The sequence below is a fragment of the Rouxiella chamberiensis genome, from assembly GCF_026967475.1.
GTDB classification, from domain to species: domain Bacteria; phylum Pseudomonadota; class Gammaproteobacteria; order Enterobacterales; family Enterobacteriaceae; genus Rouxiella; species Rouxiella chamberiensis.
The window spans coordinates 3260550-3281368 of record NZ_CP114058.1; the positions used below are offsets into that span (position 1 = coordinate 3260550).

Annotated in this window: 17 protein-coding genes and 2 pseudogenes; 7 read left to right on the top strand and 12 right to left on the bottom strand. The window is 56.1% G+C overall.

Annotated features, from left to right (window positions below):
- Window positions 1-152 precede the first annotated feature (152 nt).
- Together gltB and O1V66_RS15105 are read left to right on the top strand one after the other, a co-directional pair.
- Window positions 153-4624: pseudogene (gene gltB, locus O1V66_RS15100) on the top strand (glutamate synthase large subunit).
- Window positions 4625-4633: 9 nt separating this feature from the next.
- Complete coding sequence (locus O1V66_RS15105) at window positions 4634-6052, top strand: glutamate synthase small subunit (protein WP_045048366.1); 1419 nt, start codon at window positions 4634-4636, stop codon at window positions 6050-6052.
- Window positions 6053-6158: 106 nt separating this feature from the next.
- Here the strand turns inward: O1V66_RS15105 and sspB are convergent, their stop codons facing one another.
- The 5 genes from sspB to zapE all read right to left on the bottom strand — a co-directional run bounded on the left by sspB (window position 6159) and on the right by zapE (window position 10016).
- Entirely contained in the window at window positions 6159-6644 is a 486-nt protein-coding gene (gene sspB / locus O1V66_RS15110) for a ClpXP protease specificity-enhancing factor (protein WP_045048365.1), read from the bottom strand.
- A 3-nt stretch (window positions 6645-6647) separates the two neighbouring features.
- On the bottom strand, window positions 6648-7292 hold the full coding sequence (gene sspA / locus O1V66_RS15115; protein ID WP_045048364.1) for a stringent starvation protein SspA: 645 nt from the start codon (window positions 7290-7292) through the stop codon (window positions 6648-6650).
- Between the two features lie 437 nt (window positions 7293-7729).
- Window positions 7730-8122 (bottom strand): 30S ribosomal protein S9, encoded by a 393-nt coding sequence (rpsI, locus tag O1V66_RS15120; protein WP_045048363.1) that lies wholly within the window; start codon window positions 8120-8122, stop codon window positions 7730-7732.
- Window positions 8123-8137: 15 nt separating this feature from the next.
- On the bottom strand, window positions 8138-8566 hold the full coding sequence (rplM, locus tag O1V66_RS15125) for a 50S ribosomal protein L13 (protein WP_045048362.1): 429 nt from the start codon (window positions 8564-8566) through the stop codon (window positions 8138-8140).
- A 316-nt stretch (window positions 8567-8882) separates the two neighbouring features.
- On the bottom strand, window positions 8883-10016 hold the full coding sequence (gene zapE, locus O1V66_RS15130; RefSeq protein WP_045048361.1) for a cell division protein ZapE: 1134 nt from the start codon (window positions 10014-10016) through the stop codon (window positions 8883-8885).
- 291 nt (window positions 10017-10307) lie between these two features.
- Here zapE and zapG point away from each other — a divergent pair, with 291 nt between their 5' ends.
- The 3 genes from zapG to degS all read left to right on the top strand — a co-directional run bounded on the left by zapG (window position 10308) and on the right by degS (window position 13345).
- Window positions 10308-10712: a Z-ring associated protein ZapG gene (gene zapG / locus O1V66_RS15135; RefSeq protein WP_045048360.1), complete on the top strand. Its 405-nt coding sequence runs from the start codon at window positions 10308-10310 to the stop codon at window positions 10710-10712.
- A gap of 106 nt (window positions 10713-10818) precedes the next feature.
- Complete coding sequence (locus O1V66_RS15140; protein WP_045048359.1) at window positions 10819-12186, top strand: Do family serine endopeptidase; 1368 nt, start codon at window positions 10819-10821, stop codon at window positions 12184-12186.
- 91 nt (window positions 12187-12277) lie between these two features.
- On the top strand, window positions 12278-13345 hold the full coding sequence (degS, locus tag O1V66_RS15145; protein WP_045048358.1) for an outer membrane-stress sensor serine endopeptidase DegS: 1068 nt from the start codon (window positions 12278-12280) through the stop codon (window positions 13343-13345).
- An 80-nt stretch (window positions 13346-13425) separates the two neighbouring features.
- On the opposite strand, the gene murA is transcribed toward degS, so the two are convergent.
- From murA to mlaF, 7 genes are all read right to left on the bottom strand, one after another.
- Window positions 13426-14688: a UDP-N-acetylglucosamine 1-carboxyvinyltransferase gene (gene murA, locus O1V66_RS15150; protein ID WP_045048357.1), complete on the bottom strand. Its 1263-nt coding sequence runs from the start codon at window positions 14686-14688 to the stop codon at window positions 13426-13428.
- Window positions 14689-14763: 75 nt separating this feature from the next.
- A complete protein-coding gene (gene ibaG / locus O1V66_RS15155; RefSeq protein WP_045048356.1) occupies window positions 14764-15018 on the bottom strand; it encodes a BolA family iron metabolism protein IbaG in 255 nt (84 codons plus the stop codon).
- A 154-nt stretch (window positions 15019-15172) separates the two neighbouring features.
- Window positions 15173-15475, bottom strand: a complete 303-nt coding sequence (mlaB, locus tag O1V66_RS15160; protein WP_045048355.1) for a lipid asymmetry maintenance protein MlaB — start codon at window positions 15473-15475, stop codon at window positions 15173-15175.
- The gene (gene mlaC / locus O1V66_RS15165) at window positions 15472-16119 is read right to left on the bottom strand and encodes a phospholipid-binding protein MlaC (RefSeq protein ID WP_045048354.1); all 648 of its coding nucleotides are present in this window, start codon (window positions 16117-16119) and stop codon (window positions 15472-15474) included. The genes mlaB and mlaC overlap by 4 nt, the downstream gene beginning before the upstream one ends.
- 11 nt (window positions 16120-16130) lie before the next feature.
- Complete coding sequence (gene mlaD, locus O1V66_RS15170) at window positions 16131-16766, bottom strand: outer membrane lipid asymmetry maintenance protein MlaD (protein ID WP_045048353.1); 636 nt, start codon at window positions 16764-16766, stop codon at window positions 16131-16133.
- A 3-nt stretch (window positions 16767-16769) separates the two neighbouring features.
- Window positions 16770-17552, bottom strand: a complete 783-nt coding sequence (gene mlaE / locus O1V66_RS15175; RefSeq protein ID WP_045048352.1) for a lipid asymmetry maintenance ABC transporter permease subunit MlaE — start codon at window positions 17550-17552, stop codon at window positions 16770-16772.
- A gap of 15 nt (window positions 17553-17567) precedes the next feature.
- A complete protein-coding gene (gene mlaF, locus O1V66_RS15180) occupies window positions 17568-18371 on the bottom strand; it encodes a phospholipid ABC transporter ATP-binding protein MlaF (RefSeq protein ID WP_045048351.1) in 804 nt (267 codons plus the stop codon).
- Between the two features lie 363 nt (window positions 18372-18734).
- Between mlaF and O1V66_RS15185 the strand changes: the two genes are divergently transcribed.
- Together O1V66_RS15185 and kdsD are read left to right on the top strand one after the other, a co-directional pair.
- Window positions 18735-19712 (top strand): calcium/sodium antiporter, encoded by a 978-nt coding sequence (locus tag O1V66_RS15185; RefSeq protein WP_045048350.1) that lies wholly within the window; start codon window positions 18735-18737, stop codon window positions 19710-19712.
- A gap of 65 nt (window positions 19713-19777) precedes the next feature.
- A pseudogene (kdsD, locus tag O1V66_RS15190) lies at window positions 19778-20762 on the top strand (arabinose-5-phosphate isomerase KdsD).
- Window positions 20763-20819 lie beyond the last annotated feature (57 nt).

Below are 20819 nucleotides of genomic sequence, written 5' to 3' on the forward strand. Positions count from 1 at the left end.
TTTCCACTTGTGAGAACCGTCACGAGGGGCCACTGACGGAGGATGTCAGCCACAAATCGCACCATAAGAGTGCGTCACTATGCTGAATCCCCGTTGTTACGCTCCCTCGCAGTAGGTGTGAGAGTCTCGCAGAGCCTGGGGAGGTTCCCGTTATGTTGTATGATGCATCCCATGAGAAGGACAACTGTGGTTTTGGTCTGATCGCCCACATTGAAGGCGAACCTAGCCATAAAGTTGTTCGTACGGCCATTCACGGATTGGCGCGTATGCAACACCGTGGCGCCATTCTTGCTGACGGCAAGACGGGCGACGGTTGCGGTCTGTCGTTGCAAAAACCTGACCGTTTCTTCCGTATGATCGCTGAAGAGCGCAACTGGCGCCTGGCGAAAAACTATGCCGTGGGCATGATCTTCCTCAATAAAGATGAACAGCTGGCCGCCGAAAGCCGCCGCATCATCGAAGAGGAGATCCTGAACGAGACGCTGTCCGTAGTGGGCTGGCGTGAAGTGCCGACCAACCCTGACGTTCTCGGCGAGATTGCGCTCTCCTCCATGCCGCGCATCGAACAGATTTTTATCAACGCGCCTGCCGGCTGGCGTCCGCGTGATATGGAGCGTCGCCTGTATATGGCGCGCCGCCGCATTGAAAAACGTATCAGCGAGTGCGAGAACCCGGATAAAGAGTTCTACGTGTGCAGCTTCTCCAACGCGGTGAACATCTATAAAGGTCTGTGCATGCCGATAGATTTGCCACGTTTCTATCTGGACCTCGCAGATCTGCGTCTGGAATCGGCCATCTGCCTGTTCCACCAGCGCTTCTCGACCAACACGGTGCCACGCTGGCCGCTGGCGCAGCCGTTCCGTTATCTGGCGCACAACGGTGAAATCAACACCATCACCGGCAACCGCCAGTGGGCGCGCGCGCGTGCCTATAAATTCAAGACTCCGCTTATCCCCGATTTGCAGGATGCTTCACCGTTTGTAAACGAAACCGGTTCCGACTCCAGTTCACTGGACAACATGCTCGAGCTGTTCCTGGCGGGCGGTATGGATCTGCTGCGCGCCATGCGTTTGCTGGTTCCACCGGCCTGGCAGCAGAACCCGGACATGGATCAGGACCTGCGTTCGTTCTTCGACTTCAACTCCATGCATATGGAACCGTGGGACGGCCCGGCGGGCATCGTCATGTCCGACGGTCGCTATGCGGCCTGTAACCTTGACCGTAACGGCCTGCGCCCTGCGCGCTATGTCATTACCAAAGACAAGCTCATCACCTGCGCGTCCGAAGTCGGGATCTGGGACTACCAGCCTGACGAAGTGGTCGAAAAAGGCCGCGTCGGTCCGGGCGAGCTGATGGTTATCGACACTCGCAGCGGCAAAATTCACCACTCCGGCGAAACGGACAACGACCTGAAGAGCCGCCACCCTTACCGGGAGTGGATGGAGAAAAACGTTCAGCGTCTGGTGCCGTTCGAAGACTTGCCTGCCGATCAGGTCGGTCAGCGCGAACTGGATGACACGCTGCTCGAAACCTATCAGAAGCAGTTCGGCTACAGCAGCGAAGAGCTGGATCAAATCATTCGCGTGCTGGGCGAAAATGGTCAGGAAGCGGTCGGTTCAATGGGCGATGACACCCCGTTTGCCGTGCTGTCCAGCCGTCCACGCATTATTTACGACTACTTCCGCCAGCAGTTTGCGCAGGTCACCAACCCGCCAATCGACCCGCTGCGCGAAGCACACGTCATGTCTCTGGCGACCAGCATTGGCCGCGAGATGAACGTGTTCTGCGAAGCCGAAGGCCAGGCACACCGTCTGAGCTTCAAGTCGCCGATTCTGCTGTACTCCGACTTCACCCAGTTGACCACGCTCGACAGCAAGCACTATCGCGCCGAGACGCTGGACCTGACGTTCGACCCGTCCGAAATGGATATGGAGCAGTTCGTTCAGCAACTGTGTGACGAAGGCGAGCGCAAAGTGCGTGAAGGGGCCGTATTGCTGGTGCTGTCTGACCGCAACATCGCCGCCAACCGCCTGCCGCTGCCTGCACCGATGGCAGTCGGTGCGCTGCAGTACCGTCTGGTCGAAAAAGCCTGCGCTGCGATGCCAACATCATCGTAGAAACCGCGAGCGCCCGTGACCCGCACCACTTCGCCGTGCTGCTGGGCTTCGGTGCTACCGCCGTCTACCCGTATCTGGCCTACGAAACGCTGGCCAAACTGGTTGATGCGCGCGTGATCGACAAAGATTATCGCGAAGTGATGCTGAATTACCGTAACGGCATCAACAAGGGTCTGTACAAGATCATGTCCAAAATGGGCATCTCGACCATTGCCTCCTACCGCTGCGCACGTCTGTTCGAAGCCGTAGGTCTGCATAAAGAGTTGAGCAACGTCTGCTTCCCGGGCGTGGTAAGCCGTATCGGTGGCGCAAGCTACAGCGACTTCCAGCAGGATCTGCAAAACCTGTCCAAACGTGCCTGGCTGAAACGCAAGACGCTGGACAACGGCGGCCTGCTGAAATACATGCACGACGGCGAATATCACGCATATAACCCTGATGTGGTGCAAACCCTGCAGGCAGCGGTCAACAGCGGCGATTACGACGACTATAAAAAATACGCCAAACTGGTGAACGAGCGTCCGGCGTCAATGCTGCGCGACATGCTGAAAATCACCCCGAACGGCGAGCCGATTCCTGTGGATCAGGTTGAACCGGCCGAAGGTCTGTTTGCCCGTTTCGACTCGGCGGCCATGTCTATCGGCGCATTGAGCCCGGAGGCGCACGAGTCTCTGGCCGAAGCGATGAACAGCATCGGCGGTCGTTCCAACTCCGGTGAAGGCGGTGAAGATCCTGCGCGTTACGGCACCAACAAAGTGTCCCGTATCAAGCAGGTCGCTTCCGGCCGCTTTGGTGTCACCCCTGCCTATCTGGTCAACGCCGACGTTATTCAGATAAAAGTGGCACAGGGTGCAAAACCGGGCGAAGGCGGTCAGCTGCCGGGCGACAAAGTGACGCCGTACATCGCGAAACTGCGTTATTCCGTGCCGGGCGTGACATTGATTTCACCGCCGCCGCACCACGACATCTATTCCATCGAAGACTTGGCGCAGTTGATTTTCGACCTGAAACAGGTGAATCCGAAGGCGATGATCTCCGTCAAACTGGTTTCCGAACCGGGTGTCGGCACAATCGCCACCGGTGTCGCGAAAGCCTATGCCGATCTGATAACCATTTCCGGCTACGACGGCGGAACAGGCGCAAGCCCGCTGACGTCGGTGAAATATGCCGGCAGCCCGTGGGAGCTGGGTCTGGTTGAAACGCAGCAGGCGCTGGTCGCCAACGGTCTGCGTCACAAGATTCGTCTACAGGTGGATGGCGGCCTGAAAACCGGCGTCGACATTATCAAGGCGGCGATTCTGGGTGCCGAGAGCTTTGGCTTTGGTACCGGCCCGATGGTGGCGCTGGGTTGTAAATACCTGCGTATTTGCCATCTGAACAACTGCGCAACCGGTGTGGCGACCCAAGACGAAAAACTGCGCCGCAACCATTACCACGGTTTGCCGGAGCGCGTGACGAACTACTTCAAGTTCATCACACAGGAAACTCGCGAGATAATGGCCGAGCTGGGTATTCGTCAGTTAACCGACCTGATTGGCAGAACCGATCTGCTGGTCGAACTCGACGGTTTCACGGCGAAACAGAACAAGCTGGACCTGTCTCCTCTGCTGACCACCGCGACCCCGCATCCGGGCAAAGCCGTGTACTGCACCGAGAGCAACCCGTCATTCGACAAGGGCCAGCTGAACAAGGATATTCTGGAGCAGGCCGCGCCCCATATCGACTCGAAGCAGAGCAAGGCGTTCTACTTCGATATCCGCAACACCGACCGCTCCGTCGGCGCGCTGCTGTCGGGTGCCATCGCCGAGAAACATGGCGATCAGGGCATGTCGGCCGATCCGGTGCGTATCCACTTCAACGGTACCGCAGGCCAGAGCTTCGGCGTGTGGAATGCGGGTGGCGTCGACCTGATGCTGACCGGTGATGCCAACGACTATGTGGGTAAAGGTATGGCCGGTGGCCGTATCGCCATCCGTCCTCCGATTGGTTCGGCGTATCGCAGTCACGAAGCCGTAATCGCGGGCAACACCTGCCTCTACGGCGCAACCGGCGGCAAGATGTTTGCAGCGGGCCGTGCGGGCGAGCGTTTCGCAGTGCGTAACTCCGGCGCCATTACCGTGGTTGAAGGCATTGGCGACAACGGCTGTGAATACATGACCGGCGGCATTGTTTGTGTGCTGGGCCGTACCGGCGTCAACTTCGGCGCAGGCATGACCGGCGGCTTCGCCTACGTCCTCGACGAAGACGGCGAATTCCGCAAGCGCGTCAACCCGGAGTTGGTCGAAGTGCTTGAAGTAGCAGATTTGGCGATTCATGAAGAGCATCTGCGTGGATTGATTACCGAACACGTACAGCTGACCGCGTCGACCCGTGGTGAAGAGATTTTGGCGAACTGGCCTCAGTGGGCGGCTAAATTTGCCCTGGTTAAACCGAAGTCCAGTGATGTTAAAGCATTGTTGGGTCACCGTAGTCGTTCCGCAGCCGAGCTGCGGGTACAAGCGCAGTAAGAGGTTAAGATGAGTCAAAACGTTTATCAATTTGTCGACTTACAGCGCGTTGATCCGCCAAAGAAGCCGCTGAAGATCCGTAAAATTGAGTTTGTAGAAATTTACGAGCCGTTCTCGGCAACTCAGGCTGCATCACAGGCAGACCGCTGTCTGTCCTGCGGTAACCCGTATTGCGAATGGAAATGTCCGGTCCATAACTACATCCCGAACTGGCTGAAGCTCGCCAACGAAGGACGTATCATGGAAGCCGCCGATCTGGCGCACCAGACCAACAGTCTGCCGGAAGTCTGCGGGCGCGTCTGCCCGCAGGACCGCCTGTGCGAAGGCTCCTGTACGCTGAACGACGAGTTCGGCGCAGTGACCATCGGTAACATCGAGCGCTATATCAATGATAAAGCCATCGAGATGGGCTGGCGTCCCAACATGTCTCACGTGCACCCTACCGGCAAGCGCGTGGCGATTGTCGGCGCAGGTCCCGCAGGTCTGGCGTGTGCCGACGTGCTGACCCGCAACGGCGTGAAGGCGGTCGTGTTTGACCGCCATCCGGAAATCGGCGGTCTGCTGACCTTCGGGATCCCGTCGTTCAAGCTGGAAAAATCCGTGATGACCACACGTCGCGAGATCTTCACCGAGATGGGTATCGAGTTCCAGCTTAATACCGAAGTCGGCAAAGATGTGACGATGGATGCGCTGCTGGCCGAATACGATGCCGTGTTCCTCGGCGTGGGCACCTATCAGTCAATGCGCGGCGGCCTGGAAAATGAAGATGCGCCGGGCGTGTTCGATGCCCTGCCGTTCCTGATTGCCAACACCAAGCAGCTGATGGGCTTTGAAGCCCAGCAGGACGAGCCGTACATCAGCATGGAACACAAGCGCGTTGTCGTTCTGGGCGGCGGTGATACCGCGATGGACTGCGTGCGTACGTCCATTCGTCAGGGCGCAAGCGCAGTGACCTGTGCTTACCGTCGTGACGAAGAAAACATGCCTGGCTCACGTCGTGAAGTGAAGAATGCGCGTGAAGAAGGGGTGGATTTCAAGTTCAACCTGCAACCTCTGAGCATTGAGCTGAACGATTCCGGTCGCGTGAAAGGGGTGCGCATGGCGCGTACCGAGCTGGGCGCACCGGATGCCCAGGGCCGTCGTCGTGCAGAAATCGTTGCGGGTTCCGAGCACGTGATGGACGCCGATGCCGTGGTGATGGCGTTTGGTTTCCGTCCGCACAAGATGGAGTGGCTGGCCGCGCACGACGTCGAGCTGGACAGTCAGGGCCGTATCGTTGCGCCGGAAGGCAGCGACAACGCGTTCCAGACCAGCAACCCGAAAATCTTCGCCGGTGGCGATGCGGTTCGCGGTTCTGATCTGGTGGTGACGGCGATTGCCGAAGGCCGTAAAGCCGCTGACGGGATTATGTGCTTCCTGGAAGTCTAAATCCTCTACGGGTTTCATGACCCTCTGATGTGAAAAGAGACCGCAATGCGGTCTCTTTTTTATGCCTGTGACACCGGAAACGAGGTTCAGGTGACTGCGACGTGATTTACTTCACCACGCGCAGCGACGGACGCCCACCGCGTGGCGGCGTTGGCGGCTCGTCATCACCGTCTTCGGCGTTGTCCGGCAAATCGCCGTCAATGACCGACATGGTCGGCTCGGGATTCTGCTCTTCAAGCGCTTCGAAGGCAGCTTCACCGTCAAGACCCGGCTCAGGTTCGAACATCGTTCCTGCGCCGTTTTCACGGGCATAGATAGCGAGCACAGCGGCGATCGGCACGAATACTTCGCGCGGAACGCCACCGAAACGTGCGTTGAAGCGAACGTCGGCATTGCCGAGCTCAAGACTGCCAACCGCACGCGGCGCAATATTGAGAACGATTTGCCCGTCGCGCGCAAACTCCATCGGCACGCTGACACCCGGCTGGGTAACGTCGACCACCAGATGCGGCGTCAGCTGGTTGTCGAGCAACCAGTCATAGAATGCACGCAGCAGGAAGGGACGGCGAGGAGACATTTCAGTCATCTCCATAACTTAACCCCGAGCACCGTTCAGACGCATTTCGCGCTCTGGCTCAGTCAGAGACGCCAGGAATGCATCGCGTTCGAAGACGCGCGTCATGTAGCCTTTCAGCTCTTTGGAACCGGCACCCGACAGCTCGATGCCCAGTTCAGGCAAGCGCCACAGCAGCGGAGCCAGATAGCAATCGACCAGGCTGAACTCTTCGCTCTTGAAGTAAGGCATGTAAGAGAAGATTGGCGCAATGGCCAGCAGCTCTTCACGCAGTTGCTTGCGCGCGGCATCGGCTTCGGCGGCAGAACCCTGCTCGATTTGACGTAGCAGCGTGTACCAGTCGTTTTCGATGCGGTGCATCATCAGACGGCTTTCACCACGGGCAACCGGGTAAACCGGCATCAGAGGTGGATGCGGGAAACGCTCATCAAGGTATTCCATGATGATGCGCGATTCGAAAAGGGTCAGCTCACGATCGACCAGCGTAGGCACAGTGCGGTACGGGTTGAGGTCAATAAGGTCCTGTGGCAGGTGATCCATTTCTACCTGCTCTATCTCGACACTGACACCTTTCTCCGCCAGTACGATACGTACTTGATGGCTAAAAATGTCGGTCGGGCCAGAAAACAGCGTCATTACCGAACGTTTGTTGGCAGCGACAGCCATGAAAACCTCCAAGTTTATCTAGAATTATACTGCGAATAGCCACTATCAGGCTGCTATCCTGAATAATCATGCCCATCGTAGTTCGGGCACATCTCACCTGTAACCCACAGTTTCGTAGATAAGCCAAAGCGGGGGAACACAGCCAGCACGTTCCGTTGGTTCACTGCTTGGCGAACAGGCGCAAAAGTGTGTGATAGTTTACCAGATTTTGCTGCTGCTGGGGGGATGAAGGATGCGATTTCGCGGCGAAATGTGTTTCAGAGGGCAATTTGCGGCAGAAAACAAGGGCTTTGAGGCCTGATTTTTCGCTAAAGCAGGACGACTCCGCCGATTTTCGCCGATTACAGACGAAAAAAACCCGGTACAAGACCGGGTTTTTGTTGCGTTGTGCCGGGATGAAACCGAGGTTCCATACCACTGCCGAAGCAGAGGGCAAATTAACGCTTGGAGAACTGAGGACGACGACGTGCTTTACGCAGACCGACTTTCTTACGTTCAACCTGACGAGCATCGCGAGTCACGAAGCCTGCTTTACGCAGTTCGCCACGCAGAGTTTCGTCATATTCCATCAGTGCACGGGTGATACCGTGACGGATAGCACCAGCTTGACCAGAAATACCACCACCTTTAACGGTGATGTACAGGTCAAATTTCTCAACCATGTCGACCAGTTCCAGAGGTTGACGAACTACCATGCGGGCAGTTTCACGACCAAAGTACTGTTCCAGGCTACGCTGGTTAATTACGATGTTACCACTACCCGGTTTGATGAAAACGCGAGCAGCAGAGCTTTTGCGGCGACCAGTGCCGTAGTATTGATTTTCAGCCATTGCCTATAATCCCGATTAAATGTCAAGAACTTGCGGTTGCTGTGCCGCATGAGTGTGCTCATTGCCCGCGTAAACTTTCAGTTTACGGTACATTGCACGACCCAACGGACCCTTCGGCAGCATGCCTTTAACCGCGAGCTCAATCACACGCTCAGGACGGCGAGCAATCATCTCTTCAAAGGTCGCTTGTTTGATACCACCGATGTGGCCAGTGTGATGGTAATAAATCTTGTCTGAACGCTTGTTGCCGGTTACAGCAACTTTTTCTGCGTTAAGAACGATGATGTAATCACCAGTATCAACGTGCGGAGTGTATTCCGCTTTATGCTTGCCACGCAGACGGCGAGCCAGCTCAGTGGCCAGGCGACCCAAGGTCTTACCGTTTGCGTCAACTACGAACCAGTCACGCTGTACTGTTTCCGGTTTAGCTGTAAAAGTTTTCATTAAAAGCTTACCCAATTTAAGTTACACGTTGGCGAACACCCAAACGCCTATATGTTTTTATAAACTACATTTTCTCAAACACAGTTTACAAAATAGTATTGGAGGTTCACACGACCATCAGTCCAGCAAACCTACCCCTTCGAATAGCCATTGCCGGCACTATAAAGTTTCGGGAAAAAACTTTGTTGTAACGTGGGGTCGCAAGATTATAGAGAAGTCCCCCATAAAAATCGAACCCTTTTTCGAAAAAAGTGAAGATTTTCTTCCTGCGGCCATTGTAGCGACATTGCGCAAAGATTGCGCAGATAATCACCCCTCACGGCAGGTGTTCGCGTGCAAGATACTCTTCACTCTGCATCTCCTGCAAGCGCGACAGACAGCGCTGGTATTCGAACTTCAGGCGCTCTCCGCGATAAATCTCGAACATCGGCGCCTGTGCCGACACAACCAGCTTGACGTGACGCTCGTAGAATTCGTCCACCAGCGCCAGAAAACGGCGCGCCGCATTTTCCTGATCCGCCTTCATCACCGGCACATTGTGCAGCAGCACGCTGTGATAGAGTTTCGACAGCGCAATATAGTCGAGCTGACTGCGCGCTTCTTCGCACAGCGTGTGGAATTCCACGGCCAGCACGCCCTCGGCCGAAGCGATGGCTTTGAGAGCGCGGTTGTTGATTTGCAATACCGGCGCCGATTCGCCCGCCTTGCCTGCCAGCCTGCCAAACATCTGCTGCATGGCCGGATTGAGGTCTTCCGCCGTCTGCCCCGCTTCCGGCGTCAGCCAGAGATTGGCCTGCGTCAGCGTACGCAGGCGATAATCGATGCCCGCATCGACGTTCATCACGTCGCAATATTCATTGATAAGCGCAATCGCCGGCAGGAAGCGCGCGCGCTGCAAGCCGTTGCGATAGAGGTTGTCCGGCGGAATGTTGGAGGTGGCAATCAGCGTAATGCCTCGAGCAAACAGCGCCTGCAGCAGCGTGGCGAGCAGCATCGCATCGGTAATGTCCGAGACGAAAAACTCGTCGAAGCACAACACATCGGTTTCCTGCTTGAAGCGGTCGGCAATGACTTCGAGCGGATCGGACTGCCCCTGCAACTGGGTCAGCTCTTCGTGCACGCGCAGCATGAAACGGTGAAAGTGCAGGCGCATCTTACGATCGCCTGGCAGGCTGTGATAGAACATGTCCATCAGCCAGGTTTTACCTCGCCCGACGCCGCCCCACATATAAAGCCCCTGCACCGGTCGCACATGGGCCTTGCTCGGGGTTTTCCTGAATAGCCGCCCCAGCCAGCCACTGCTTTCAGGCAATTCCGCTGGTTTTTGGGCGATCAATTCCTGATAAATGGCATCAAGACGCGTTACGGCCTGCCGTTGTACGGCATCCGGTTGGAACTCTCCCGCGTCGAGTGCAGTCTGATAAGAAGTCAGCGGTGTTTTCGATTGCATGATAATGAACGTCCGTGAGAAAAATATTTTCAGTGATTCATGGCGCAGTTTTCATGACGTTTAACGCAGATTTTTCCACTATTTCGCGGCATTTACCGCAGTTATGGCAAGAACCTCTCTCATCGACGAATGAGAAAAATGCCACAGGATTCCACTAACCCGAGGTTAGCGGTTATAGTGGTGTACTGTTTGACGTAAAGCTTGCCATGTAAAAGTTTTGTTTAAAAAGATTGGTGAGAAAGTTACGCCAAAAAGCCCTACAGGACAACGTTGTCAATAATAGGAGTTATTATGACCTGGGAGTATGCGCTCATTGGATTGGTAGTCGGTATCGTTATCGGAGCGGTAGCGATGCGCTTTGGCAACCGTAAACTACGCGATCAGCAAGTGATGCAGAACGAAATCGACAAGAGCAAAGCCGAGTTGGAAGAGTATCGTCTGGAACTGACGGGCCACTTTGCCCGCAGCGCCGAACTGCTGGATAACATGGCGACGGATTATCGCCAGCTTTATCAGCACATGGCGAAAAGCTCCAACAACCTGTTACCTGATATGCCGATGCAGGATAACCCGTTCAACTACCGTCTGACCGGCTCCGAAGCCGATAACGATCAGGCGCCGGTTGAAATGCCGCGTGACTATTCCGACGGTGCGTCAGGCCTGCTGCGCGGCGGAGACCGTCCACGCCGCAAATAAGATTGTCCCAAGCCAGTGGCATCCGTCACTGGCTCTTCCTTCGGCCCGCAGCCTGGCCCTGTCATCTGGTTTAAGTTCTCGATTCAATCAAGAGAGAGTGATCCCAATGAACAAAAAGTCATTTTTACTCAGTGTACTGGCGGTCAGCCTTGGATTAAGCCTCTCTTCCTTTCAGGTAGCCAGCGCCGCCCTGCCCGTCGCCGTTGAAGGACAAGCCCTGCCAAGTCTGGCGCCCATGCTGCAAAAAGTGTTGCCCGCCGTGGTAAGCGTGCGTGTTTCCGGCACGCAGCCGCCTGCAGATCAAGTGCCGCCGGAGTTCAAATTCTTCTTCGGCCCCGATGCGCCAACGCAAAAGCAGGACGGCCAGCCGTTTGAAGGTCTGGGTTCCGGGGTCATTATCGACGCCGCCAAAGGCTATGTACTGACCAACAATCACGTGGTCAACAACGCCAGCAAGATTACCGTACAAATTAACGATGGCCGCGAATACGAGGCCAAACTGATAGGCAAGGACGACCAGTCCGATATCGCCATCATTCAGCTCAAAGACGCCAAAAATCTGGTGCAAATTCCGATGGCCGACTCCGACAAGCTGCGCGTGGGCGATTTCGCCGTCGCCGTCGGCAACCCTTTCGGCCTCGGACAAACGGTGACCTCCGGCATTATTTCTGCGCTGGGTCGCAGCGGCCTGAATCTCGAAGGGCTGGAAAACTTTATTCAGACCGATGCCTCCATCAACCGCGGCAACTCGGGCGGCGCGCTGCTGAATCTGGAGGGCGAGCTGGTCGGCATCAATACCGCCATTCTCTCTTCGCAGGGCGGCAGCATGGGGATAGGCTTTGCCATTCCTGTCAACATGGCGAAGAACCTCAGCAAGCAGTTAATCGAATTCGGTCAGGTTAAACGGGGTCTGCTGGGTATTCGCGGCAGCGAAATGACGCCGGATCTGGCCAAAGCCTTCAAGCTCGACAGCCAGCGCGGGGCCTTCGTCAATGAAGTATTGCCTGATTCGGCGGCGGCCAAAGCCGGGATCAAATCGGGCGACGTGGTGATAAGCCTTGACGGCAAACCGCTGAGCAGTTTTGCGGAGCTGCGCGCCAAAGTCGGCACGGCGGGTCCGGGCGTCACCATGAAGCTCGGCGTGCTGCGCGAGGGCAAGGCGATGGACGTCGATGTCACGCTCGGCACCAGTCCCGACGTCGCCGTGGCGCTCGACAAGATAAACCCGGCGCTGACCGGTGCCACGCTCAGCAATGTCGATGCCAAGGTCGGCAAGGGCGTGCAGATTGATGAAGTAGTGAAGGGCTCGCCGGCGGATCAGGTCGGGTTCCAGCAGGGCGATATCATCGTGGGGGTGAACCGTGCGCCTATCGATAATCTCGACGCCCTGCGCAAGATTCTGGAAGCCAAGCCCGACCTCGTCGCGTTAAGCATTATGCGCAAGGGCCAGAGCCTGTATCTGCTGATGCCTTAACAATTCGACTGATGAATTAGACGTAGCGCAAGCTACGTCTAAAAACTCATGCTATCCTGCTTGCACATTTTCTAGCGACCTTTATAAACCCATGTTTGTTAAGTTATTGAGATCCGCACTCATTGGTCTTGTTGTGGCTGCCATTCTGCTGGTGGCTGTCCCGACGCTGCGTAAAAGCATCATCGAACCGATTTTCGAGCACGACTTCAGCAATCACAGCGAACAGCCCGCCAGTTACAATGAAGGGGTGCGCCGCGCTGCGCCCGCGGTGGTCAACGTCTACAACCGCAATATGGGCGACTCCTCGCAAAACGAATTGCAGATCCGCACGCTGGGTTCCGGCGTCATCATGAATGACAAAGGCTACATCCTGACCAACAAACACGTCATCAACAATGCCGATCAAATTATCGTGGCGTTGCAGGATGGCCGCGTGTTCGACGCGCTGCTGGTCGGGTCCGACAGCCTGACCGACCTGGCCGTGCTCAAGATAGACGCCACCAATCTGCCGATGATCCCTATCAACGCCAAACGCGTGCCGCACGTCGGCGACGTGGTGATGGCTATCGGCAACCCGTTCAACATCGGTCAGACGGTGACGCAGGGCATTATCAGCGCGACGGGCCGCATTGGTCTTAGCCCGTCCGGTCGTCAGAACTTCCTGCAAACCGACGCTTCCATCAATCAGGGCAACTCCGGCGGGGCTCTGGTGAATTCGCTCGGCGAGCTGGTGGGCATCAATACGCTGTCGTTTGACCAGAGCAACGATGGCGCCACGCCGGAAGGCATTGGCTTCGCCATTCCCACCGCGCTGGCAACCAAGGTTATGGGCAAGCTTATCCGTGACGGACGCGTGATTCGCGGCTATATCGGCATTGCCGGACGTGAAGTGTCGCCGCTGCATGGCCCGACCAACAACGTTGATCATCTTCAGGGCATCGTGGTGAACGAAGTCACCGCCAACGGACCGGCGGCCAATGCGGGCATAGAAGTAAAAGACGTGATAGTCAGCGTCAACAACAAGCCGGCAATTTCGGCCATCGAGACGATGGACCAGGTCGCGGAAATCCGTCCGGGATCGGTGATTCCGGTGGTGATTAACCGCAATGGCAAGAAAATAAGCCTGCAAGTCACCATTCAGGAATATCCAGAGCACTAGGATGTCTGAATCAGCCGCAAAAAAAGCCGGAAAGGTCTCCCCTTCCGGCTTTTTTGATGACGCTATCGAGACGCGAGGCGTTATTCCGCGCCGCTCACGCGTTCGATTTTGGCACCCAGAAGGCGCAGTTTATCTTCGATACGCTCATAACCGCGGTCGATGTGATAGATGCGATCCACAATGGTCACGCCTTCTGCAATGCAACCCGCCAGCACCAGACTTGCCGAGGCACGCAGGTCGGTCGCCATGACCTGTGCGCCGGACAGTTTTTCAACGCCGTGGCAAATCAGGGTATGGCTTTCGATTTCAGCGTGTGCGCCCATGCGGATAAGCTCGGGTACGTGCATGAAGCGGTTTTCGAAGATGGTTTCGGTGATAACACCGGTGCCTTCGGCCACCAGATTCAGCAGGCTGAACTGAGCCTGCATATCGGTCGGGAAGCCCGGATGCGGCGCAGTACGCAGGGTCACGGCTTTCGCGCGCTTGCCGTGCATGTCGAGGCTTATCCAGTCTTCGCCGGTTTCGATGTCGGCTCCGGCTTCACGCAGTTTTGCCAAGACGGCATCCAGCGTGTCGGGACGGGTTTCGCGACAAACCACTTTGCCACCCGAAATCGCCGCGGCCACCAGGAAGGTGCCGGTTTCGATACGGTCGGGCACGACGCGGTGAACACCGCCGCCAAGACGCTTAACACCTTCGATGGTGATTTTGTCGGTACCAGCGCCCGTGATCTTCGCGCCAATCGCGTTCAGGAAGGCTGCCGTATCGGCAATCTCCGGCTCACGTGCCGCGTTTTCGATAACGGTGGTGCCTTCGGCCAGCGTCGCGGCACTCATGATGGTCACGGTCGCGCCAACGCTGACCTTGTCCATCACGATGTGTGCGCCCTTCAGACGGCCTTCGACGGTCGCCTTGACGTAGCCTTCTTCCAGCACGATTTTCGCGCCGAGTTGCTCGAGACCGGTGATGTGCAGGTCAACGGGACGTGCGCCGATGGCACAACCGCCCGGCAGCGAAACTTCGCCACAGCCGAAACGTGCGACCAGCGGACCCAGCGCCCAGATAGAGGCACGCATGGTTTTCACCAGGTCGTAAGGGGCGCGGAACTCGTTCACGCCGCTGGCGTCGACCCACACAGACCCGTTGCGCTCGATTTTGGTGCCGAGCTGGCTCAGGAGTTTGATGGTGGTGTCGATGTCTTTCAGATGCGGGACGTTTTGCAGTTCAACCGGTTCTTCAGCGAGCAATGCGGCGAACAAAATAGGCAGCGCGGCATTTTTCGCACCCGAGATCGTGACTTCTCCACTCAGGCGGGTTCCGCCCTGTACACGAAACTTATCCATTATTGCTCTCTTATCTGTAATCAATGTGCTTTTGGGTATAGCTAAATAACCGGCCGCAGTGCGTGCCCGTCATGCTCAAAAACCGTTGAGCTTGCGGTCGCGCTGCCACTCTTCCGGGGTATAAGCCTTGATAGAGAGGGCGTGGATACGGTTGTCGGCAATGTATTCCATCAGCGGAGCGTAGACGGTCTGCTGTTTTTTGACGCGGCTCATGCCGTCGAACATGGCGCCTACCACGATGGCCTGAAAGTGGCTGCCGTCGCCGGTCACGTGTGCTTCATCGAGGGCCAGTGCGGCCATCAGCACGTCTTTAATTTCGCTAGTTTCCATAAAACCTGTTTAATCGTATGGGAAGTAATAGCCGAACATATTATAGAGATCCGGCCAACTCTTAAACCATCAAAAAGCCCCTGTTTGAGAGTTTCAGACAGGGGCCCTGTTTTGAAGCCTGATTTATCGCAGAAAAATGGCGATGGGAGTAGCGCTAACTGTCCGAATCGAGAGGAATTATTCCCTTGAGATTGTACAGTTCGACCAGCGTGCGCAATCTGTCGGTAATCCCGGAGATTTGCAGCTCGACGCCGTGCCTGCCCGCAAAATCACGCAAATGGACCAGCAATGCGAGGCCGGAAGAGTCAACGCGCTCGAGTTGCGCGACGTCGACGCAGGTTACGCCCTTGAGCAGACTTTCGCGCTGCTCCCAGAGCGGGAGCAGCGTTTCACGGTCGAGGCAGCCACTGAGGATCAGGCATTGCTGCAATGATTCAAAGTGCAGTCCATTACTCATTTATTGTTCTGCTGCAGGGTGATGGGCTGGGCGGCGGCGGATTTCAGGCGCGCGGTCAGACCGTCAATGCCCTTCTGACGCAGGATGTCTGCCCATTCGTTCTGCTTGGTGGTTATCATGCTCACACCTTCGGCAATCATGTCGTACGCCTGCCACTCACCGGTGCGGCTGTTCTTACGCCACTGGAAGTCCAGACGAACCGGTGGACGACCGCCCTGATCGACGATGGTCACACGAATCGCCACGATGTTGGTGCCGGAGGCGATAGTCTGCTGCGGCTGCACCTGGTAGGTCTGGTTGGTGTACAGCGCCAGCGCCTGACCGTAGGCCTGTTGCAGGTAGTCGCCAAACGCGCTGAAGTAGGCTTCGCGCTGCGCAGGCGTGGCAGAGTTGTAATAACGGCCCAGCACCAGCGCACCGGCGTATTTTATCTGCACATAAGGCAGAAGCTCTTCACGCACGATGGTACGCAGGTAGTTGGGGTCCTGCTTGATTTTCGGCTGATCCGATTTCAGGCGGGTGAAGGTCGCGTCGGCCGCGGCATTCATCACGCTGTAGGGATTGGTCTTGTCTACCGCGGCGGCCGCATTGGCTGCCAGCGGAGCAATCATCAGTAAAGCCACCACCATTAAACGTTTAAACATAGAAAGTCCTCTTAATTACCTTGAGCCGCTGGCGCAGAGGAAGCTGCTGGAGCGGACGTGCCTTGTGGAGCCGCAGTGTCTGGCCGGGATGTCGCTTCCGGCGCGGAAGGGTCTGCTGCATCGGGTTGGGTTACGCCGTCGGGCGTTGCGGCAGGGTCTGCGGATTTCGATGCATCATCCTTCCCGCCGCTCTTGTAAAGGAACTGACCGATAAGGTCTTCCAGCACCATGGCCGATTTGGTGTCCTGGATAGTGCCGCCGTCTTTCAGAATGGCCGTGCCCATATCGGGGTCCTGGAAGCCCAGGTTCAGCGCCAGATACTGTTCGCCCAGCAAACCGGAAGTACGCACCGCCAGCGAACTGGTGTCAGGAATCTCGTTGTATTTCTGGTCGATATCCATCGCCACACGAGGCGAATAGTTTTTATCAAGGGTGATGCTGTTGACGCGACCAATCACCACGCCGCCCACCTTGACAGGCGAGTCGGTTTTCAATCCGCCGATATTGTCGAAATCGGCATAGATACGATAGGTCGGATCCGAACCGAAGGAGCGAATATCGGCCACTTTCAGGCAGATAAATATTACGGCACACAAGGCTATCAGCATAAATGCGCCAACCCACACTTCACTCTTTTTACTTTGCATGGCTCAATTCCCAAACATCAGTGCTGTCAGCACAAAATCCAATCCCAACACCGCCAGTGACGCATGCACGACGGTACGGGTCGTTGCCCGGCTAATCCCTTCCGAGGTCGGGATTGCATCATAACCATTGAAAAGCGCTATCCAGGTCACAGTAATCGCGAAAACCACGCTTTTAATCAGACAGTTAAGCAAATCCGAACGCCATTCTACGGCGTTTTGCATCGCCGACCAGAAAAAGCCGCTGTCGATGCCCTTCCAGTTCACGCCAACGAGAGATCCGCCCCAGATACCCACGGCAACGAAAATGGCCGTCAGAAGCGGCATACTGATAAGCCCGGCCCAGAAACGCGGCGCTACGACGCGGCGCAGCGGGTCGATAGCCATCATCTCCAGACTCGAGATTTGCTCGGTCGCCTTCATCAGGCCGATTTCGGCGGTCAGCGCAGAACCGGCGCGCCCGGCGAACAGCAGCGCGGTCACAACCGGCCCCAGTTCACGCAGGAGCGACAGCGCAACCATCATGCCGAGACTGGCTTCTGCACTGTAGGTGGTCAGGACCAGATAGCCCTGCAAGCCGAGTACCATGCCGATAAACAGGCCCGATACCACGATGATCATCAGCGACAATACGCCAACGCTGTACAACTGTTTGATTAATAATGGCCACTGTTTGGCAAACTGCGGTCGTCCAACCAGCGCGCGGAATAAAAGCTGCCCTGCTCGTCCAAATGACGCACAGGTCGCCAATCCGCTGCGGCCTACTGACGCTAACGCCCTAATTAACATTGATTTACTACTCCATCATCCAAGCAGCTCGGCCTTGTAATCACCGGCAGGGAAACGGAAAGGCACCGGTCCGTCGGCGATACCGTCGAGGAACTGGCGAACACGTGGATCCGGGTTGCTGCGCAGTTCTTCGGTGGTTCCTTCAGCGATAACGTGCTGAGCGGCAACGATATAAGCATAGTCGGCGATACTGAGAACTTCCGGTACATCGTGAGAAACCACGATACAGGTAACGCCCAGCGCATGATTTAACTCATCAATAAGTTTAACCAGTACGCCCATTGTGATGGGATCCTGTCCCACGAACGGCTCGTCGAACATGATGAGTTCGGGGTCGAGCGCAATGGCACGCGCCAGCGCAACGCGACGCGCCATGCCGCCGGAGAGCTCGGCCGGCATCAGGTCGGCGGCTCCGCGCAGGCCTACCGCCTCGAGCTTCATCATGACCGTACTGTGCAGCAGTTCTTCGGGCAACTTGCTGTGCTCGCGCAGCGGAAAGGCCACGTTTTCGAACACGGTCAGGTCGGTAAACAGCGCGCCCGACTGAAACAGCATGCTCATTTTCTTGCGCGTTTCGTACAGTCTGCCGCGTGACAGAGTCGGGATGTTTTCTCCGTCGAACCAGATTTCTCCGCTGTCGGGAGCAAGCTGGCCGCCGATGAGTCGCAGCAGCGTGGTTTTACCGATCCCGGAAGGCCCCATGATTGCGGTCACTTTGCCTTTCGGTACGGTCATGTTTATCTCTTCGAAAATGGGTCGATCGCCGCGCATGAAACTCATGCCCTTAATCTCCACCAGATTCGCTTCGCTCTGACTCATTAGTCTCTTCCTCTGGGCGAACGCCACATAAAAACCCTCTTAGGGTAGAAGTCATTGCCTAACTTTGTCCTAAACAGGGCGAACAACTCCCAACATTTTACAAAAACTTACTGCGAATACGTTACCAAAGTTGCCATTGATTTACTTTTCAGGCTCGGACGGTCAAAATCAGCGGACTGCGGCAGAACTCACCTCTGCATGCAATAAAAGTGTCAAAACAGAAAGTCAGAAGCCAAGGTAATCGCTATTATGGAACCCTTTTCAATCCGACTCGGCCCTTTGCCGAAAGTCTGATTGATCAAACTCATTTTGGTTCCTTGCCAGACTTACGAACATTGCATTATACCCATTAAAGGATTTTCCATGCTTCTCGCTAGCGTACTAATGATAGTCGGCCTGTTTCTGCTTGTTTATGCCGCCGATCGTCTGGTGTACGGCGCTTCGGTTCTGGCAAGCTCGGTCGGTATTCCCCCTCTTGTTATTGGTATGACGGTCGTTGGCGTGGGGATTTCCCTGCCTGAGCTGGTTGTCTCGACGACGGCGGCCATGAATGGTCAGCTGGATCTGGCGGTTGGCAACGTGATTGGCTCGAATATCACTAATATTCTTCTGATTCTAGGTGGTGCTGCGCTAATTCATCCACTTTCCGTGCGTTCTGATATCCTGCGACGCGAACTGCCGCTAATGTTGATGGTCACCGTGCTTTGCGGATTCCTGCTGAGTGACAGCGAGCTTAATCGATGGGACGGCATTATCCTGATTGCCGCTGCCGCCGTGTTTCTGCTGTTTATGGTCAGGATTGCCAAAAAGTCCCAGCAGCTTGGGCAGGACACGCTCACCAGCGAGCAGATGGCCGAATTACCGCAGGATGGCAGCAACACAGTAGCATTTTTGTGGCTGGCGCTGGGGTTTATTATCATGCCGCTGGCATCGAACATGATTGTAGACAATGCCTCGGTCATTGCCCGCTATTTTGGCGTGAGCGAGCTGGTTATCGGCCTGACCGTCGTCGCCATCGGCACCAGCCTGCCCGAACTCGCCACCTTTATTGCGGGTGCGTTGAAAGGGGAAGACGATATTGCACTCGGCAATATCATCGGTGCCAATATTTTTAACATGTGTCTGGTTCTCGGCCTGCCCGCGCTGGTCGCCCCGGGCAGTTTCAACCCCGACGCCTTCCATCGGGATTACTGGGTGATGCTGGTGGTCAGCATCGTATTGACCGGACTCTGCCTGATGCGCAAGCACCGGATTGGCCACCTTGCCGGCGCCCTGCTGTTGTGCGGATTTATTGCCTATCTCGGCGTGCTTTTCTTTGCTCCCGGAAGCGCAGCACTCTAGATCTGAAGATCTGATAGAATCTGTGTAGATATTGCGCAGTTCGGACAAAGTCACAGGAATTGACGATGACATCATTTGAGAACGAAAATTTTAATTTCATCGAGGTTGGTAAACAGGTTCTGTTGACCGAACCGCGAGGGGCTGGAGCAGCTCGACCAGTACATCAACCATGACTTTAGCCGCGCCTGCGAGATGATGTTCAACTGCACCGGCAAAATCATCGTGATGGGCATGGGCAAATCGGGCCACGTCGGCCGCAAGATGGCCGCGACCTTTGCCAGCACCGGCACGCCTGCGTTTTTCGTGCATCCCGGCGAAGCGAGCCACGGCGATCTGGGCATGGTGTCGAAACAGGACATTGTCATCCTTATCTCCAACTCCGGTGAATCGCACGAAATTCTGTCTCTGATACCGGTGCTCAAACGGCTGGATATCCGTCTTATCTGCCTGACGGCCAATCCGGAAAGCTCGATGGGCAAGGCGGCCGACGTGCACATTTGCGTCAAGGTGCCAAAAGAAGCCTGCCCGCTCGGGCTTGCGCCAACGTCCAGCACGACGGCGGTTATGGTCATGGGCGATGCGCTGGCCGTTGCGCTGCTCGAGGCCCGCGGCTTTACGCCGGAAGATTTTGCGATGTCCCATCCGGGCGGCGCACTGGGTCGCAAGCTTCTGCTGCGCGTCAGCGATATCATGCACACCGGCAGCGAAATCCCGCAGGTCAGCCGCCAGGCTTCGCTGCGCGATGCCCTGCTGGAGATAACCCGCAAGAATCTCGGCATGACGGTGATTACCGACGACCTGATGAAAATCGAGGGGATCTTCACCGACGGCGACTTGCGCCGCATCTTCGATATGGGCGTAAACATCAACGAAGCCAAAATCACCGATGTCATGACAACCGGCGGTATCCGCGTCCGGCCTTCCCTGCTGGCCGTCGACGCCCTTAATCTGATGCAGGACAAGCACATTACCTGCGTCATGGTGGCCGATGGCGACCAGTTGATGGGTGTGGTACATATGCATGACATGCTGCGAGCCGGTGTTGTCTGATAGCCAAACGCATTAACATGTTTAACACTGGCAACAAAAAACAGCCTTAAATTAAGG